General features: G+C 69.4%; 15 protein-coding genes and 4 tRNA genes. 5 read left to right on the top strand and 14 right to left on the bottom strand.

Going from position 1 to position 16,027, the window contains the following annotated elements:
- From EPA99_RS13240 to EPA99_RS13185, 12 genes are all read right to left on the bottom strand, one after another.
- On the bottom strand, positions 1-767 hold a 767-nt coding region (locus EPA99_RS13240; RefSeq protein ID WP_129471694.1), incomplete at its 3' end, for an elongation factor Tu.
- Positions 768-814: 47 nt separating this feature from the next.
- Positions 815-890 (bottom strand) — tRNA-Thr (locus EPA99_RS13235).
- A 42-nt stretch (positions 891-932) separates the two neighbouring features.
- Positions 933-1,006, bottom strand: a tRNA-Gly gene (locus EPA99_RS13230).
- A 40-nt stretch (positions 1,007-1,046) separates the two neighbouring features.
- Positions 1,047-1,132, bottom strand: a tRNA-Tyr gene (locus tag EPA99_RS13225).
- A 128-nt stretch (positions 1,133-1,260) separates the two neighbouring features.
- Positions 1,261-2,352: a redox-regulated ATPase YchF gene (ychF, locus tag EPA99_RS13220; RefSeq protein ID WP_129471693.1), complete on the bottom strand. Its 1,092-nt coding sequence runs from the start codon at positions 2,350-2,352 to the stop codon at positions 1,261-1,263.
- A gap of 74 nt (positions 2,353-2,426) precedes the next feature.
- Entirely contained in the window at positions 2,427-3,011 is a 585-nt protein-coding gene (gene pth / locus EPA99_RS13215) for an aminoacyl-tRNA hydrolase (protein ID WP_129471692.1), read from the bottom strand.
- A 57-nt stretch (positions 3,012-3,068) separates the two neighbouring features.
- Positions 3,069-3,725, bottom strand: a complete 657-nt coding sequence (locus EPA99_RS13210) for a 50S ribosomal protein L25/general stress protein Ctc (protein ID WP_129471691.1) — start codon at positions 3,723-3,725, stop codon at positions 3,069-3,071.
- A 169-nt stretch (positions 3,726-3,894) separates the two neighbouring features.
- Positions 3,895-4,854 (bottom strand): ribose-phosphate diphosphokinase, encoded by a 960-nt coding sequence (locus EPA99_RS13205; protein ID WP_129471690.1) that lies wholly within the window; start codon positions 4,852-4,854, stop codon positions 3,895-3,897.
- An 86-nt stretch (positions 4,855-4,940) separates the two neighbouring features.
- Positions 4,941-5,018 (bottom strand) — tRNA-Gln (locus EPA99_RS13200).
- A 15-nt stretch (positions 5,019-5,033) separates the two neighbouring features.
- A complete protein-coding gene (ispE, locus tag EPA99_RS13195; protein WP_425479205.1) occupies positions 5,034-5,903 on the bottom strand; it encodes a 4-(cytidine 5'-diphospho)-2-C-methyl-D-erythritol kinase in 870 nt (289 codons plus the stop codon).
- A gap of 7 nt (positions 5,904-5,910) precedes the next feature.
- Complete coding sequence (gene lolB, locus EPA99_RS13190; RefSeq protein ID WP_129471688.1) at positions 5,911-6,555, bottom strand: lipoprotein insertase outer membrane protein LolB; 645 nt, start codon at positions 6,553-6,555, stop codon at positions 5,911-5,913.
- Positions 6,552-8,225, bottom strand: a complete 1,674-nt coding sequence (locus EPA99_RS13185) for a tetratricopeptide repeat protein (RefSeq protein WP_129471687.1) — start codon at positions 8,223-8,225, stop codon at positions 6,552-6,554. Before EPA99_RS13185 ends, lolB begins: the two co-directional genes overlap by 4 nt.
- A 67-nt stretch (positions 8,226-8,292) precedes the next feature.
- On the opposite strand from EPA99_RS13185, the gene hemA reads away from it, so the two are divergent.
- From hemA to EPA99_RS13170, 3 genes are read left to right on the top strand one after another with little or no spacing between them, the layout of a single operon-like run.
- The gene (gene hemA, locus EPA99_RS13180; protein WP_129471686.1) at positions 8,293-9,576 is read left to right on the top strand and encodes a glutamyl-tRNA reductase; all 1,284 of its coding nucleotides are present in this window, start codon (positions 8,293-8,295) and stop codon (positions 9,574-9,576) included.
- Entirely contained in the window at positions 9,554-10,639 is a 1,086-nt protein-coding gene (gene prfA / locus EPA99_RS13175; RefSeq protein WP_129471685.1) for a peptide chain release factor 1, read from the top strand. The genes hemA and prfA overlap by 23 nt, the downstream gene beginning before the upstream one ends.
- Positions 10,640-10,655: 16 nt before the next feature.
- Positions 10,656-12,362, top strand: coding sequence for an O-linked N-acetylglucosamine transferase, SPINDLY family protein (locus EPA99_RS13170; RefSeq protein ID WP_241688386.1), 1,707 nt, complete (start codon positions 10,656-10,658; stop codon positions 12,360-12,362).
- Between the two features lie 4 nt (positions 12,363-12,366).
- Here EPA99_RS13170 and EPA99_RS13165 read toward each other — a convergent pair whose 3' ends face one another.
- Positions 12,367-13,125 (bottom strand): anti-sigma factor family protein, encoded by a 759-nt coding sequence (locus tag EPA99_RS13165; RefSeq protein WP_129471684.1) that lies wholly within the window; start codon positions 13,123-13,125, stop codon positions 12,367-12,369.
- Positions 13,122-13,634, bottom strand: coding sequence for an RNA polymerase sigma factor (locus EPA99_RS13160; RefSeq protein ID WP_129471683.1), 513 nt, complete (start codon positions 13,632-13,634; stop codon positions 13,122-13,124). Before EPA99_RS13160 ends, EPA99_RS13165 begins: the two co-directional genes overlap by 4 nt.
- An 85-nt stretch (positions 13,635-13,719) precedes the next feature.
- Here EPA99_RS13160 and EPA99_RS18975 point away from each other — a divergent pair, with 85 nt between their 5' ends.
- Both EPA99_RS18975 and EPA99_RS13150 read left to right on the top strand, forming a co-directional pair.
- A complete protein-coding gene (locus tag EPA99_RS18975) occupies positions 13,720-15,039 on the top strand; it encodes a S8 family serine peptidase (protein ID WP_129471682.1) in 1,320 nt (439 codons plus the stop codon).
- Positions 15,040-15,075: 36 nt separating this feature from the next.
- A complete protein-coding gene (locus tag EPA99_RS13150; protein WP_129471681.1) occupies positions 15,076-15,975 on the top strand; it encodes a hypothetical protein in 900 nt (299 codons plus the stop codon).
- The last annotated feature ends 52 nt before the right edge of the window (positions 15,976-16,027 follow it).

The raw sequence follows: 16,027 nt of genomic DNA, 5'->3' as shown, positions 1-16,027 counted from the left end.
GTCTTCTGCACCGGACGGATACCGACGATCTCGATTTCCTCGCCGACCTTGATCACGCCGCGCTCGATACGACCGGTCACCACGGTGCCGCGGCCCGAGATCGAGAACACGTCTTCCACCGGCATCAGGAACGACTTGTCGATGTCGCGCTCCGGCTCCGGGATCCAGGTGTCCAGCGCCTCGACCAGCTTCAGGATCGCCGGCACGCCGATCTCGCTCTGGTCGCCTTCCAGCGCCAGGCGGGCCGAACCGGAAATGATCGGGGTGTCATCGCCCGGGAAGTCGTACTTGCTCAGCAGCTCGCGCACTTCCATCTCGACCAGCTCGAGCAGCTCGGCGTCGTCGACCATGTCGGCCTTGTTCAGGAACACCACGATGTACGGCACGCCGACCTGGCGCGAGAGCAGGATGTGCTCGCGGGTCTGCGGCATCGGGCCGTCGGCGGCCGAGCACACCAGGATCGCGCCGTCCATCTGCGCCGCACCGGTGATCATGTTCTTGACGTAGTCGGCGTGACCCGGGCAATCCACGTGCGCGTAGTGGCGAATCGTCGATTCGTATTCCACGTGCGCGGTGGAGATCGTGATGCCGCGCGCCTTCTCTTCCGGAGCGGCGTCGATCGCGTCATAAGCCTTGAACTCGCCACCGAAACGCTCGGCACCGACCTTGGTCAGTGCGGCGGTCAGCGTGGTCTTGCCATGGTCGACGTGACCGATGGTGCCCACATTCACGTGCGGCTTGGTGCGCTCGAACTTACCCTTTGCCATGGCTGCCTATTCTCGATTCTTGGAAGAGTGGAACGTCTTGCTATGAATGGTGCTCACGAAAGGAATCGAACCTTCGACCTCCTCCTTACCAAGGAGGTGCTCTACCGACTGAGCTACGTGAGCGGAAACTCTGAATTTTGAAGGTTTTCCAAGCAACTGTCCAATTGGAGCGGGAGACGGGAATCGAACCCGCACCATCAGCTTGGAAGGCTGAGGTTCTACCGTTGAACTACTCCCGCACCCGGAAGCTTGCCGCTTGGAAACACACCACCTCAAAACTGGTGGAGGGAGGTGGATTCGAACCACCGAAGGCGTAAGCCAGCAGATTTACAGTCTGCCCCCGTTGGCCGCTTGGGTATCCCTCCAGCTGTACAACTTGGCCACTGCCCCGACCTGAATTCAGCCGGGGTGAAACAGCCCGTTATTCTGGTCGCGACATGCGGGGTTGTCAACGATTTTTGACATCCCGCATGCACTTTCTTCTGAGGCCGGATCAGACGTTGAAACGGAAATGCAGGATGTCGCCTTCCTGCACCTTGTATTCCTTGCCCTCAAGACGCAGTCGACCTGCCTCCTTGCAGCCGGCCTCGCCCTTGTACTTGATGAAATCGTCGTAGCCGATGGTCTCGGCGCGGATGAAGCCTTTCTCGAAATCGGTATGGATCACCGCCGCGGCCTTGGGTGCGGTGGCGCCAGCCTTGACCGTCCATGCGCGCACTTCCTGCACACCGGCGGTGAAATAGGTCTGCAGGCCCAGCAGTTGGTAGGCCGCGCGGATCACGCGGTTCAAGCCCGGCTCTTCCAGCCCCAGATCGGCCAGGAAGGCATCGCGATCGGCATCGTCCAGCTGCGACAGCTCTTCCTCGATGGCTGCCGACACCGGCACCACCTGCGCGCCTTCCTGCGCGGCGCGGGCGCGCACGGCCTCCAGGTGCGGGTTGTTCTCGAAGCCATCCTCCAGCACGTTGGCGATGTACATCACCGGCTTGAGCGTGAGCAGGAACAGATCGCGCACCAGCGCCTTCTCTTCCTCGTCCAGGCCGGCGGCACGGCCAGGCTTGCCATCGTCCAGCGCCTTGCGCAGCTTCTCCAGCACCGGCTTGCGCGCGGCCGCGTCCTTGTCGCCACCCTTGGCCGAACGCTCGGCGCGGTTGAGCGCCTTTTCCACGCTGTCCAGATCCGCCAGCGCCAGTTCGGTATCGATGGTCTCGATATCGGCGATCGGGTCGACCTTGTTGTTCACGTGGATGATGTCGCCATGCTCGAAGCAACGCACGACATGGGTGATCGCGTCGACCTCGCGGATATGCGCGAGGAACTTGTTGCCCAGGCCTTCGCCACTGGCCGCGCCTGCGACCAGGCCGGCGATGTCGACGAACTCCACCGCGGTCGGCACGACCTTCTGCGGCTTGACGATTTCAGCCAGCGCGCCCAGGCGCGGATCCGGCACCGGCACCACGCCCACGTTGGGCTCGATGGTGCAGAACGGAAAGTTCGCCGCGGCGATGCCCGCCTTGGTCAGCGCGTTGAAGAGGGTGGACTTGCCGACATTCGGCAGGCCCACGATGCCGCATTTGATACCCATGGTTCGATTCCGGGATTTGGGATTCGGGATTGGAGATTCGCCGTGGCACGCGGCCGCAAATCCCCAATCCCCAATCACGAATCCCTGCTCGTGTGCAGGCGCTTCATGGCTTCGTTGAAATCCCCCGCCACCGCCAGCGGCAGCACGTCCAGCGCCTCATCAATCGCACGGCCGATGGAGATTTCTTCATCCGCTGTCGGTCGACCCAGCACCCACGGCGTCACCTTGTCCTTGTGGCCCGGGTGGCCGATGCCGATGCGCAGGCGATGGAAGCGGGCGTGTCCCAGCAGCTTGATGGTGTCGCGCAGGCCGTTCTGTCCGCCATGGCCGCCGTCGAACTTCAGCCGCGCCGTGCCCACCGGAAGGTCCAGCTCATCGTGCGCCAGCAGCGCCTGCTCCGGCTCGATCTTCCAGAACCGCAGCGCGGCGGTGACCGACTTGCCGCTCAGGTTCATGTAGGTCGCCGGCTTCAACAGCCAGACCGACTCAGCGCCAATCTGCGCCCGCGCCACCTCACCGAACAACTTGCCTTCCACCGACCATCGCGCCCCCTGCTGCATCGCCAGGGTGTCGACAAAACGGAACCCGGCATTGTGCCGGGTCCGTAGATGTTCGGGTCCGGGATTGCCCAGCCCGACGATGAGACGCAAGCCTGCCATCGCAGTGCAATCGCATCCATGGCGGAAGCCCGAAGGGGCCTCCGCCACGGCGCACGATTACTCTTCGTCCTTGGACGCCTTGGTGGCCGGCACTTCGGCCGAGGCCTCGCCTTCGGCTTCCGGCTCGGCTTCCACGCGACCGTGCTTGGCGGTCACTACGGCCACGTCGTGCTCCTTGCCCAGCTTCAGCTCCGGGATTTCCACGCCCTTGGGCAGCTTCAGCTGCGAGAGGTGGATCACGTCGCCGACGGCCAGCTCGGCCAGGTCGATCTCGATGAATTCCGGCAGGTCGCCCGGCAGGCACTCGACGACGACTTCGTTCAGCTCGTGGGTCACGACCACGTCGGCGGCCTTGCCGGCCGGCGAGCTGTCCTGGTTGAGGAAGTGCAGCGGCACGGCGGTGCGGATGGCTTCCTTGTCGTTCACGCGCTGGAAGTCCAGGTGCATGATCTGCTGCTTGAACGGATGGCGCTGCATGTCACGCAGCAGCACCTTCTGCACGTCGCCATTGAGGCTCAGCGAGAGGATCGAGGAGTAGAACCAGTCGTGCTGGCTGGCGAGCCAGACGTCGTTGTGGCTCAGGGTGATGCTGACCGGCTTGAGGTCGCCACCGTAGACGATGGCGGGCACGTTGCCGGCGTGACGCAGGCGGCGGCTCGCACCCTTCCCCTCGTCTTCGCGGCGCTGCACCTGGATTTCGTGTGTCGTTGCCATGATGTTCACTTCTTTGTTGATGAACCGCCTCGCGGCGGTGATGCGACTGCCCCGCGACCAGGGAAGCCGTTGGAATGCCGGGATTGGGCATTCGGGATTGGTGATTGATTCGAAGCAGGTACCGCTTCAGCCAATCACCCAATCCCCAATCACCAATCCCGGCCCTTTGTCAGTCCACGTACAGCGAGCTGACCGATTCGCCGAAGGCCACGCGACGGATGGTCTCGGCCAGCAGCTCGGCCACCGACAGCTGGCGGATCTTGCTGCAGGCCTGCGCGGCTGGCGACAGCGGGATGGTGTCGGTGACCACCAGCTCGTCCAGCACCGAGCGGTTGAGGTTGTCCACGGCCGGGCCGGACAGCACCGGGTGGGTGCAGTAGGCCGCGACCTTGAGCGCGCCGCGCTCCTTCAGCGCAGCCGCGGCGGCGCACAGGGTGCCGGCGGTATCGACGATGTCGTCCACCAGCACGCAGGACTTGCCTTCCACGTCGCCGATGATGTTCATCACCGTGGAGACGTTGGCGCGCGGACGGCGCTTGTCGATGATCGCCAGGTCCGCATCGTCCAGGCGCTTGGCCACTGCGCGGGCGCGCACCACGCCGCCTACGTCGGGCGAGACCACGACCATGTTCTCGGTGCCGTAGGCGCGCCAGATGTCGGCCAGCAGCAGCGGCGAGGCGTAGACGTTGTCCACCGGGCAGTCGAAGAAGCCCTGGATCTGGTCGGCGTGCAGGTCCACCGTCAGCACGCGGTCGGTGTCCACCGCCGAGAACATCTTGGCCGCGACCTTGGCGGTGATCGGCACGCGCGAGGAGCGCATGCGGCGGTCCTGGCGCGAGTAGCCGAAGTACGGCACCACCGCGGTGACGCTGGAAGCCGAGGCGCGCTTGAGCGCGTCCACCAGCACCAGCAGCTCCATGAGGTTCTCGGCCGAAGGCGCGCAGGTCGGCTGCACGACGAAGACTTCCTGCTGGCGCACGCTCTCCTGGATTTCCACCTGCACCTCGCCATCGGAGAAGTGCGACACCATCGCCTTGCCCTGGCGCACGCCGAGCTGGCGGCAGATGCTGGCGGTCAGCGGCTTGTTCGCATTGCCCGAAAAGATGAGCAGATTGCGGTCGTCTTGCATGTCGGCGGGGTCCGGGCGTTGGCGGGGCGCGTCGACTCGGGCCGGCGCATTGGCGGAAGGACGAACGTGGAATACGAAAGGCAGATTGGCTGGGGCGGTAGGATTCGAACCTACGAAATGCCGGGATCAAAACCCGGTGCCTTAGGCCTCTTGGCGACGCCCCAGCAGACTGCGATCCATCAGGTTGTTGCTTGCGCCAACGCCGCGCGCAGGGGCGATACCTCCGCACCCGCCACGACCCAGGCCTGCCACTGCGCCGGGAGTCGTTCGAGCGCCGCCTGGGCGGACGCGCGATCGGCAAATTCGACGAAGCAGCCACTCCCCGTTCCGGTCAGTCGCGGCGCACCCACTTCGGAGAGCGCCTGGAAGACGGCCTCCACCGCAGGTTCGCGGCGACGCACCAGCGGCTCGAAGCAGTTGCCGAGCCGTTGTCCGGAAAGGAAGTCCGATATTTTCGCGGGCGCGGCATCCCGCGTCAAATCCGGTGCACGAAAGAGCTCGGCGGTGGGCACATGGACCCCCGGGCTGACCAGCAGGTACCACGCTGGCGGCAGCACCATCGGCTGCAACCGTTCTCCCACCCCTTCGGCCCAGGCGTTGTCGCCATGCACGAAGACCGGCACGTCCGCCCCGAGCGCCAAGCCCAGCCTTGCCAGGGCCTGCACACCCAGGGACAGCCCGCACAGCCGGTCCAGGGCGCACAGCACGGTGGCGGCATCGGAAGATCCGCCACCAAAACCGCCGCCGGCCGGGATTCGCTTTTCGATGCGGATGTCCGCACCTTTGAATGCATTCGAAGAAGAAGCCAGCAACTTGGCCGCACGAACCGCCAGGTCATCGGCTTCGGCCACGCCCTCGACCGAAGCACCCACGCGCCGGACGACCCCGTCGCGACGCGGACGCAGGTGGACGGTGTCGCCCCACTCCAGGATGCGAAACACGCTCTGCAGCTCGTGGTAGCCATCGGGACGGCGCCCGGTGATCTCCAGGAACAGGTTCAGCTTGGCCGGCGCGGGCCAGGCCGACCAGCCGTCGGCATCGACAGGCACGGGCATCTCAGGGTAGCCATTGCCAGTCGTCGACCAGCAGGCGCACGGTGGCATCGCCCCGAACCGACTCGATGCGCGCCGGCAGCGCCTGGCCGGTGACCGCATCCTGCCGCCAGGCCGGGTAATCGATGCGCCAGCCGCCCTGCTCGATCCGCTGTGGCAGGCCGTCGGCGCCGTACTGGATGTCGGCCTGGCCAAGGTCCGGCGCAGCCACGCCCTGCACCCAGTCGGCCAGTGCACGCACCGGGATGTCCCACTGCGTGGCCTCCTGCAGCAGCACCTCGGCATCGGGCCCGCTGCGCGGACCACCCTCCAGTCCGTCCAGGCGCCCCGCCCCATCGGGCTCGACGGTGAGCTGCCAACTCTGGCGCGTCACCGGCGCGCTCAGGGACATCACATCGCCCCCCTGGCGATCATGGCGCCAATCGATCCGCCCACTGCCGCCCTTGCCGGCCTTCTGGATCGCCACGCGCCCGCCGAAGGACCACGGACCGGCGTTGCGCAGGACTTCCGCCCGGGCGCGCTGGGCCACGGCGGCCGCCTGCGCCGCCTGGCCTTCCAGCGCGGGCGCGGGCTCGCGCGCCTGGCGCGTGGCGCAACCGGCCGACAGTCCCAGCAGCGCCAGCGCTGCCCACCGCATCCAGGTCCTCATGCGCCGGTCTTTTCCAGGGCGCGCTGCAGCGCGCGGCTATCGGGGTCCAGCTTGCGCGCCTCCTCGAAGTAGCGCCGCGCCTCCTCGCGCCGACCCTGCTCCCAGAGCACCTGGCCCAGATGGGCGGCGATCTCGGGGTCCTTCATCAGGGTGAAGGCACGGCGCAACTGCGCCAGCGCCTCCTCGACCTTGCCCAGGCGATAGAGCACCCAGCCATAGCTGTCGATGATGGCCCCCTCGTCCGGCGATGCGGCGCGAGCGCGGTCGATCAGCTGCAGTGCTTCCTGATAGCGCGTGGTGCGGTCGGCCAGGGTGTACCCCAGCGCGTTGAGCACCGCCGTGTTGTCCGGCTCGGTCACCAGGATGCGGCGCAGGTCGGCTTCGGCACGATCGATCTGGTCGCGCTTCTCCCAGGCCAGGCCACGGGCATACAGCAGCGCGCTGTCGTCCGGATAGGCGGCCAGGCCGCGGGCTAGGGCATCGATCTCGCCGGCCTCGTCCTCGTCCTTCTGCCGCAGCTCGGCCTCCAGCAGGTAGGCGTTGCGGCGGGCATCGTCGTCCAGCGAGGCGTCGCCCTGCATCTTGCGCGCCTGCTCGTAGGCCTCGGACTTGCGGTCCAGCTCATGCAGGGCATAGGCCGCGCGCAGGCGCGCCTCGGTCCGGGCCTCGCCCTGCGAAATCTTGGTGTACCACTCCAGCGCCTCGGCTGGGCGCTTGAGGTATTGCGCGATCTGCCCCAGCAGCAGGTCGCGGCCCGCATCGGCTTCGCCCGAGGCGCCGCGCAACTCATCGTACAGGGCGGTCAGGGCGAAATTGTCCTCGGCCTTGGCCAGCAGCGAGGCCCGCAAGGCCCAGGTGCGCTCGTCCTGCGGCCCCTGCGCCATGGCACCGGCGGCGGCGACGGGGTCGCCCAGGGCATCGAACTCCTGCGCGAGCAGCACCCGCAGCTGCGGATCCTGGGCGGCGGCCGGGGTCAGGGTGGACAGCACCTGCTTGGCCTGGGCCGCCTGGCCGGACCGACGCAGCTGGGTGGCATGCAGCAGGGCCACGCGTGGATCGGCCGGGAACCGGCGCACGACCTCGGCGATCACGCGCTCGGACAGCGCCGGCCGGTCAAGGGATTGCGCCAGCCCGCCAAGGGCCAGCCAGAACGGCAACTGGTTGGGCAGGTGCCCGCCGGCGATCAGGCGCTCGGTGACCTTGGCCGACGTGTCCGGGTTGCGGCCACCGGCGCCCAGCGCACTGATGGCGTAGCGCCAGGCCTGCGGGGTTTCCGCGCGCAGCAGGGCCTTGAGCTCGCGCAACGCCACGCGGGTATTGCCGCCGCGCACCGCCAGGGTGGCCTCGGCGGCCTGCATGGCCAGCGAGGTCGGCGCGCGCTTGCGCCACAGGTCCAGGGACTGGCGGGCGCGCTGGTCGTCTTCCGCCAACAGGGCGATCCGGGTGGACAGCTCGGCCAGGCCGATATCGTCGCTGTCCTGCGCGGCCTGCAGGTACCACTGCGAGGCCTCCTCCAGGCGCCCGGCCTGCAGGGCGAACTCGCCGGCCATCACCGGGGCCAGGACATCCCCGGTCTCCGAGGTCTCCGATCTTGGCGCCTGCGCCCGGCTGGTCCCCGCCGCGGACAGGATCAGCAGCAGGCAAACGATAAAACGCATCATTGCGGGCATTGGCGGGGGACGGACCGTAAAATGGCGGGCTATGGAACGCCAGCAGCTTAACGCAAGCGCCTGAATCATGACGTTGTGGGTACTCGGCCTGAACCACCAGACCGCGCCGGTCGACCTGCGCGAACGGGTGGCTTTTGCCGGCGAAAGCCTGCCCACGGCGCTGGACGCCATGCGCGCCCTGCCGGGCGTGCAGGAAGCGGCCCTGCTGTCCACCTGCAACCGCACCGAGCTGTACGCGGTGGCCGATGACGCCCAGGTGCTGGCCGACTGGCTGGAGTCGCACGGCCAGGGCGTGCAGGGCTACCTGTACCGGCACCAGGACGGCGAAGCGGTGCGGCACCTGTTCCGCGTGGCCACCGGCCTGGACTCGATGGTGCTGGGCGAGCCGCAGATCCTGGGTCAGGTCAAGGACGCCTGGTCGCAGGCGCGCGGCCAGGGCACGCTGGGCCAGCGGCTGGACCGGCTGTTCCAGCAGACCTTCGCGGTGGCCAAGCGCGCGCGCACCGACACCCTGGTAGGCGCCAATCCGGTGTCGGTGGCCTCCACCGCCGTGCGCCTGGCGCAGAACGCCTTCGCCCGCCTGAGCGAGTCGACCGTCCTGCTGGTCGGCGCCGGCGAGACCATCGAGCTGACCGCCAGGCACCTGAGCGAGGGCAAGGTACGCCGCCTGCTGATCGCCAACCGCACCCTGGCCCATGCCCAGGAGCTGGCCTCGCGCCATGGCGGGACCGCACTGCCGCTGTCGGCGATCGAGCGTCACCTGGCCGAGGCCGACGTAGTGTTTTCCGCCACCGCCGCGCGTGAGCCGGTGATCTATCGCAGCCAGGTGGCCGCCGCCCTGCAGCAGCGCAAGCACCGGCCGATGATGCTGTTCGACCTGGCGGTGCCGCGCGACATCGAGGCCAGCGTGGCCGAGCTGGCCGATGCCTATCTGTATTCGGTGGACGACCTGGAGCGGGCGGTCGAGGAGAACCGGCGCGGACGCCGCGAGGCCGCCGAGGCGGCCGAGGCCATCATCGACCTGCAGGTGGCCCGCTATCTGGAAACCCTGCACGCCAGCCGGCACCACGAGCCGCTCAAGCGCCTGCGCGCCCTGGGCGATGCCACCCGCGAGGAGATCCTGGCCAAGGCCCGCCAGCAGCTGGGCAATGGCCGCGACCCGGACGAAGTGCTTCAGTTCCTGGCCAACACCCTGACCAATCGCCTGCTGCATCCGCCGACCGCCGCCCTGCGCGAGGCGGCCCTGCGCGGCGATGCCGACCTGGCCCGCGCCGCCGACCGCCTGTTCCCGGCCAAGCCTGGCTACCACCACCCTATTCCCCCGCCTGATGACCCCGAACCTTCGCCGTAAGCTCGAAGCGCTGGCCGAGCGCCGCGAAGAACTCGAACGCCTGCTCGCCGACCCGCACGTGGTCGGCGACAACGAGCGCTTCCGCAACCTCTCGCGCGAGTTCGCCCAACTGGAGCCGGTGGCCACCGCGCTGGCCGCCGAGGCGCAGGCGCGCGCCGACCTGTCCGCCGCCCAGGCCATGCGCGAGGATCCGGAACTGCGCGAGCTGGCCGAGGAGGAAATCGCGACAGCCCAGGCCGAACTGGCCCGGCTGGAGGATGCGCTGGCGCTGCTGCTGGTGCCCAAGGACCCGCGCGACGACGGCAACCTGTTCCTGGAGGTCCGCGCCGGCACCGGCGGCGATGAGGCGGCGATCTTCGCCGGCGACCTGTTCCGCATGTACGCACGCTATGCCGAGCGCCAGGGCTGGAAGGTCGAGGTGGAATCGGATTCGCCAGGCGAGCACGGTGGCTACAAGGAGGTGGTGGCGCGCGTGGTCGGCAGGGGCGCCTACTCGCGGCTGAAGTTCGAGTCCGGTACCCACCGCGTGCAGCGGGTGCCGGCCACCGAATCGCAGGGCCGCATCCACACCTCGGCCGCGACCGTGGCGATCATTCCCGAGGCCGACGAGGTCGAGGAGATCGCGATCAACCCGGCCGACCTGAAGGTGGACACCTTCCGGTCTTCCGGCGCCGGTGGCCAGCACGTCAACAAGACCGACTCGGCCATCCGCATCACCCACCTGCCCACCGGCGTGGTGGTGGAGTGCCAGACCGAGCGCAGCCAGCACGCCAACCGCGACAAGGCGATGAAGCGCCTGAAGGCCCAGCTGCTGGAGGCCGAGCGCAGCAAGCAGGCCGCGGCCGAGGCGCAGACGCGCAAGCTGCAGGTCGGCAGCGGCGACCGCAGCCAGCGCATCCGCACCTACAACTTCCCGCAGGGCCGCATCACCGACCACCGCATCGAAGGCCTGACGCTCTATGACCTGCCCAACATCATCGAGGGCGGCATGGACGAGCTGATCGGGCGGCTGATGCACGAGCACCAGGTCGACGAGCTGGCGCGGTTGTCGGACGGCCCATGACGCCGGACGCGTCGCGGTGAGCGCGGCAGCCGCACAGCAGCGGCTGGAGCAGGTCCGCCAGCGGCTGCGCCAGCAACCGCAGGATTTCATCGCCTGGGTGATGCTGTCCGAGGCGGAGATGGACACGGGCAACCCGCGTGCCGGCGAAGCCGCCGCCCTGCGCGCGTTGTCGCTGCGCCCCGACCATCCCGAGGCGCTGGCGCGGCTGGGACGTGCGCGCTGGATGCTGGGCCGCATCGCCGAGGCCAGCGCCAGCCTGCGCCTGGCCTGCCAGCAGCAGCCGCAGCATCCCGGCTTCTGGCTGTGGCTGGGACACGTGCTGGAAGACGCGCACGATGCCGAAGGCGCGGCTGAGGCGTATCGGCGCTCGCACGCCCTGATGCCGCAGGAGGCACAGATTGCCGCGCACCGGCTCAACTGGCAGCGCAAGCTCTGCGATTGGGAGGGTGTGGATGCGCTGTCGCGGCAGGTCCGCGACGCGGTCCGGCAGCAACAGGCCATGGTCGAGCCGTTCGCCTTCCTCAGCGAAGAGGCTTCGGCGGCCGAACAGCTGCAATGCGCCAGGACGCGCGCCCAGGCGGTGGCGGCCAGCGTGACCCCGCTGCCGGCGGCGCGGGTGCGCGATCACGGCGCGCTGCGGGTGGGCTTGATGTCCAACGGCTTCGGCGCGCACCCCACGGGCCTGCTGATCGTGGCGCTGCTGGAAGCCCTGGCGCAGCAGGGCGCGCTGTCCCTGCATTTGTTCGCGCTGAACGCCGAGGACGGCAGCCCGATCGGACAACGCCTGCGGCGCGCGGCGCAGTGGCACGACCTTTCCGCGCAATCCCACCTCACGGCCGCGCAGGCGATCCGCGCTGCCGGAATCGATGTGCTGTACGACCTGCGCGGCTGGGGCGGCGGTGGACGGCCGGAAATCCTGGCCCAGCGTCCCGCGCCGGTGCAGGTGAACTGGCTGGCGTATCCGGGGACTTCCGGCGCCCCCTGGATCGATCACGTGCTGGCCGATGCCTTCGTGCTGCCGCCGGCGCTGGAAGCGGGCTTCAGCGAACAGGTCCTGCGCCTGCCGCGCGCCTTCCAGCCCTCGGACACACGCCGCCTGGTCGGCCAGCCGCCCTCGCGTGCGGCCTTGGGGCTGCCGGAGACCGGGGTGGTGTTCTGCTGCTTCAACAACAGCTACAAGCTCAACCCGCGCAGCATCGATCGCAGCCTGGCCGTGCTGGCCGGCGTGCCGGGCAGCGTGCTGTGGCTGCTGTCCGGACCGGGCCAGGCCGATGCGCGATTACGCCGTCATGCCGTGGCCAAAGGCATCGCCGAAGACCGCCTGGTGTTCATCGACAAGCAGCCCCACGCCCACTATCTGGCGCTGTATCGCCATGCCGACCTGTTCCTGGACACCTCGCCGTACAACGCGCACACCACCGCGTCCGATGCGCTGTGGGCCGGGTGCCCGGTGCTGAGCTGCCCGGGGGAGACCTACGCCTCGCGCGTGGCGGGCAGCCTCAACCATCACCTCGGGCTGGACGCGCTCAACCTGCCCGACGATGCGGCCTTCGTGGCCAGCGCGATCGCCCTGGCCAGCCAGCCGCACGCACTGGCCGAGCTCCGCGAGCGCCTGGCACGCGCCCGGCAGGACGCCTCGCTGTTCGACATGGTCGGCTTCGCCGACGATTTCGCCCGGGCCACCGCTGAAATGGCGCGGCAGCGCGGCTGGGCCGGCGCCTGACTTGCTAGCGCCAGCCCGCCTGGCGCGCGGCCTGCTCGTCCTGTGCGTCCAGGGCATCTCCGGCGATGCTGGCATCCACCGCATCCAGTACCACCGCTGGCAGCGGCGTGGCGGCCTGACGCAGTTCGCCGGAGGACGCCTGGGCCTGGCTGGCCAGCACCGGCAGCGACCAGCCCTGCCCGTCGCGGCAGGCCAGGCCCGCGGTGCTGGCCGCATCCACACGGAAGGTGCGGCAGTACTGGCCGGCCTGGTTGCGGAAGCTCAAGGCGATACGCACTTTGCCCGAGGTTTCCGAAGCCAGTTGACGATCCAGCGCCTGGGCCAGGGCGCCACTGGCGCGCAAGCCATCGGCGCCCTGCTCCCAGTCCGCCCCGCCTTGCGCGTCTCGCAGCATCGGCAGGGCGATCACCGCCAGTACGATGCCCGCCGCCAAGGCGCCCAGGTGCGACCACACCACGCGCGCGCGCTTGCGCGGCCGCAGGGCGACGACGTTGCCCGGTGTTGCCGCTTCCCCGCTGGCAGCTGTGTCTGGCTCGGGCGCGGGCGCCGCATGCCCCAGCACCAGCTGCATCAAGGCGTCGGGGATGGGCGCCTCGGCAGCGGCGGCATGCGAGGTCCGCAGCCGCGCGTCCTGCCGCTGCTGCCGGGCGATGCTTGCGGCCAGCTGCGGGTCTCGCGCCTTGGCCGCTTCGACCTGCGCCACGCCTTCGGCGTCCAGTTCGCCGTCCAGGTAAGCCATCAAGGTGGCGTCGTCGATGTTCATTGCACTTCTCCAGATTCGTCGCCCAGCAGGGCCTGCAACGCTTCGCGCCCGCGCGCCAGCCGGCTGGTGAGGGTGCCGACCGGGATCTCCAGCGCCTGCGCGGCCTCCCGGTAGGCCAGGCCTTCCACCAGCACCAGCGCGATGGCACTGCGCTGTTCTTCCGGCAGCCGCGCCATCGCCGCCTCCACCGACAGCCGCACCGCATGCGACTCGACGCTGGCCACGCCCACCTGTTCGCCCAGCTCCGCATCGGCGAACAGTGCCTGCCCCCGACGGCGCGCGCGCACCTCGTCGATCCAGGCATTGCGCACGATGCGGTACAGCCAGGGATCCAGCGGCTGGTCCGGATCCCACTGCGCGGCACGGGCCAGCGCGCGCTCGGCGGCGACCTGCAGCAGGTCGTCGGCGTCGTGCGGCGTGCCCGCCAGATTGCACGCGTAGCGCCGCAACTTGGGTAGCCGCTCGCACAGCGCCTGACGGAACGAAGGAGTCACCGCATCGTGCTTCATGAGTGGTATACGTTCGGGAAGCGAGATTGCTTCCATGGCGCGCGTGACTTTTTTTACATCGACACGACGGACCCGGAGCGTGGCGATGCTAGCGCAGGCGCTCGCGCTTGCGGCATGGCTTGGGCTGGCCCCGGCGGCCTCTGCCCAGCTGCAGCCGCTGCAGCAGGCCACCGCACCGTTGACCCAGGGCGTGTCGCGCGCGGTCGATCCGCTGCTGGACCGGACCACCGCTTCGCTCGATCGTGCCCTGAGCCAGGCCCGCCAGTTGCAGCAGCGGCAGCTGTTGCGTCGTCACCGAGACGTGCTGGACACCGACAGCTACGACAACCTGGTCGTGCGTGGCCAGGTCTTGGCCCTGGCGCCCACGGCGGAAGGACTGGCGCGCGCGCGCGCCGCAGGCTTCACCGACCAGGCTCCACGCCGACTGGAATCGCTGGGCCTGGAAATCGTGCCGCTGCGCGCGCCGGCCGGCCAGTCCACGCGGCAGGCGATCCAGACGCTGCGCAAGCTCGATCCGGCAGGCAGCTACGACTACGACCATCTCTATTCCGGCAGCGGTGGCTTGACCACAGGCAGTGTGGGCAGCGGTACGTCCGGCACCGCGGCTTCGGGTTCGCCCTGGCGCGTGGGGCTGATCGACAGCGGCGTGGATGCCGCGCATCCGGCGCTACGCGGTGCGCAGCTGCAGCGCTGGGGCTGCGATGGGCAATTGCATCCGGATGTCCATGGCACGGCGGTGGCCTCGCTGCTGGTCGGCGATGGCAGGCAGGCGCAGCCAGGCGTGCAGTTGTTCGCCGCGGACGTCTACTGCGGCGCGCCCACCGGCGGCAATGCGCTAGGCGTGGCACAGGGGCTAGCCTGGCTGGCCCAGCAGCAGGTGCGGGTGGTCAACCTCAGCCTGGTCGGGCCGGACAACGCGGTGCTCAAGCGCGCAGTGGCCGCGGCCATCGCGCGCGGCATGGTGCTGGTGGCCGCCGTGGGCAACGATGGGCCGGCCGCCGCGCCCTTGTTTCCTTCGGCCTATCCGCAGGTGATCGGCGTGACTGCGGTTGATCCGCGCGATCGCGTCCTGCCCGAGGCCGGACGCGGCGAGCAGGTCGATCTGGCCGCAGTCGGCGCACAGCTGCAGGCGGCCACACCCGGTGGCAAGTTCCAACGGGTACGTGGCACCTCCTTCGCCGCCCCGCGCGTTGCGGCACTGGCCGCGCAACTGCTGGCGGCGCAGCCCAATGCCGACGCCGACGCACTGCTCGGCGCCCTGGCCGCGCAGGCCCGCGACCTGGGCAAACCCGGCCCCGACCCGGTGTACGGCCGCGGCCTGGTGCCTGGCCTTGAAGATGAACGGGCGGCAACATCTTCTGGCGGCATGGAAGAAGCGCGGAGCCAGGTTCGTAGTGCTCCTTGAAGGCAGCGGATTGTCCGCGCCAATGAGGAGATCACCATGCGTCACAACACTCTGACCTGGGCCACTGCCGCCGTCATCGCCCTCGCCTCCACCGCAGCATCGGCCCAGGTCCTGGGCGGCCTGGGTGGCCAGGTCGGCGGCGCAGTCGGCGGTGCCGGCAACCTGGGTGGCCAGATCGGCGGCGTCGGCCCGTCCGTGGGCGGTATCGGTTCGACCATCGACAACACCCGCGGCATGGCCGGCGAGCGCCTGAACCAGACCCGCAGCCGCGCCGAGCGCGCCGCGCAGCGCGCCCGCAGCCAGGCCACGGACACCGCAGCTTCGGTGCGTGGACAGGCCGATTCGAGCGCACGCCAGGCGCAGACGCTGGGCCAGGCAGCCACGACCGCCGCGTCGGTGACCGGCAATGCCAGCGGCACCGGCAACGCCGCCGGCAATGCCTCCAACGGCGATCTGAGCGGTGCGTTGAGCGGCGCCGGCGACGCCGCCGGGTCGGCCAGCCTGGACACGACCGGCGTGACCAGCGCGGGCCGCGAAGTGACCAGCCAGACCGCCGAGTCGGCCCGCGCCGGGGCTGGCCAGGCCGCCCAGGGCGCCCGCAACACCGCCGGTCGCGTGCGCGATGGCGTGCAGACGGCCTCCACGCGCGCCCGTGGCGGTGTCCAGTCCGCGGTGGAGGGCGCCAGCAGCGCCGCCTCGCAGGCCGGCGATCGCGCCGCCGTCGACGGCAGTGCGCAGGGCTCGGGCCAGGCCAATGGCCAGGGCGCCCTGAGCGGAGTGGTCGAGGACAGCGCCGCCAGCGGCAATGCCAGCGGCAACGCGAACGGCAATGCCAGCGGCAGCGCCTCGCGCAACGGGGTCAATGCCTCGGTCGGCGGCTCGGCCAATGGCGCTGCCAGCGGCTCGGCCAGCACCAACGGCAATCCCCAGCCGTAAGCTTCAACGATGCCAGACACGCCGGTGCCCACACGGGCACCGGCGTGTTGTC

The sequence above is a fragment of the Pseudoxanthomonas composti genome (assembly GCF_004122095.1).
Taxonomy (GTDB): Bacteria; Pseudomonadota; Gammaproteobacteria; order Xanthomonadales; family Xanthomonadaceae; genus Pseudoxanthomonas_A; species Pseudoxanthomonas_A composti.
This window is presented reverse-complemented; position numbering and strand designations above follow the sequence as displayed.

Bases quoted from the DNA above. Each gene is read 5' to 3' on its own strand.
- ychF (WP_129471693.1), bottom strand. From the start codon at position 2,352: ATGGGTATCAAATGCGGCATCGTGGGCCTGCCGAATGTCGGCAAGTCC.
- pth (WP_129471692.1), bottom strand. From the start codon at position 3,011: ATGGCAGGCTTGCGTCTCATCGTCGGGCTGGGCAATCCCGGACCCGAA.
- EPA99_RS13210 (WP_129471691.1), bottom strand. From the start codon at position 3,725: ATGGCAACGACACACGAAATCCAGGTGCAGCGCCGCGAAGACGAGGGG.
- EPA99_RS13205 (WP_129471690.1), bottom strand. From the start codon at position 4,854: ATGCAAGACGACCGCAATCTGCTCATCTTTTCGGGCAATGCGAACAAG.
- lolB (WP_129471688.1), bottom strand. From the start codon at position 6,555: ATGAGGACCTGGATGCGGTGGGCAGCGCTGGCGCTGCTGGGACTGTCG.
- EPA99_RS13185 (WP_129471687.1), bottom strand. From the start codon at position 8,225: ATGCCCGCAATGATGCGTTTTATCGTTTGCCTGCTGCTGATCCTGTCC.
- hemA (WP_129471686.1), top strand. From the start codon at position 8,293: ATGACGTTGTGGGTACTCGGCCTGAACCACCAGACCGCGCCGGTCGAC.
- prfA (WP_129471685.1), top strand. From the start codon at position 9,554: ATGACCCCGAACCTTCGCCGTAAGCTCGAAGCGCTGGCCGAGCGCCGC.
- EPA99_RS13165 (WP_129471684.1), bottom strand. From the start codon at position 13,125: ATGAACATCGACGACGCCACCTTGATGGCTTACCTGGACGGCGAACTG.
- EPA99_RS13160 (WP_129471683.1), bottom strand. From the start codon at position 13,634: ATGAAGCACGATGCGGTGACTCCTTCGTTCCGTCAGGCGCTGTGCGAG.
- EPA99_RS18975 (WP_129471682.1), top strand. From the start codon at position 13,720: ATGCTAGCGCAGGCGCTCGCGCTTGCGGCATGGCTTGGGCTGGCCCCG.
- EPA99_RS13150 (WP_129471681.1), top strand. From the start codon at position 15,076: ATGCGTCACAACACTCTGACCTGGGCCACTGCCGCCGTCATCGCCCTC.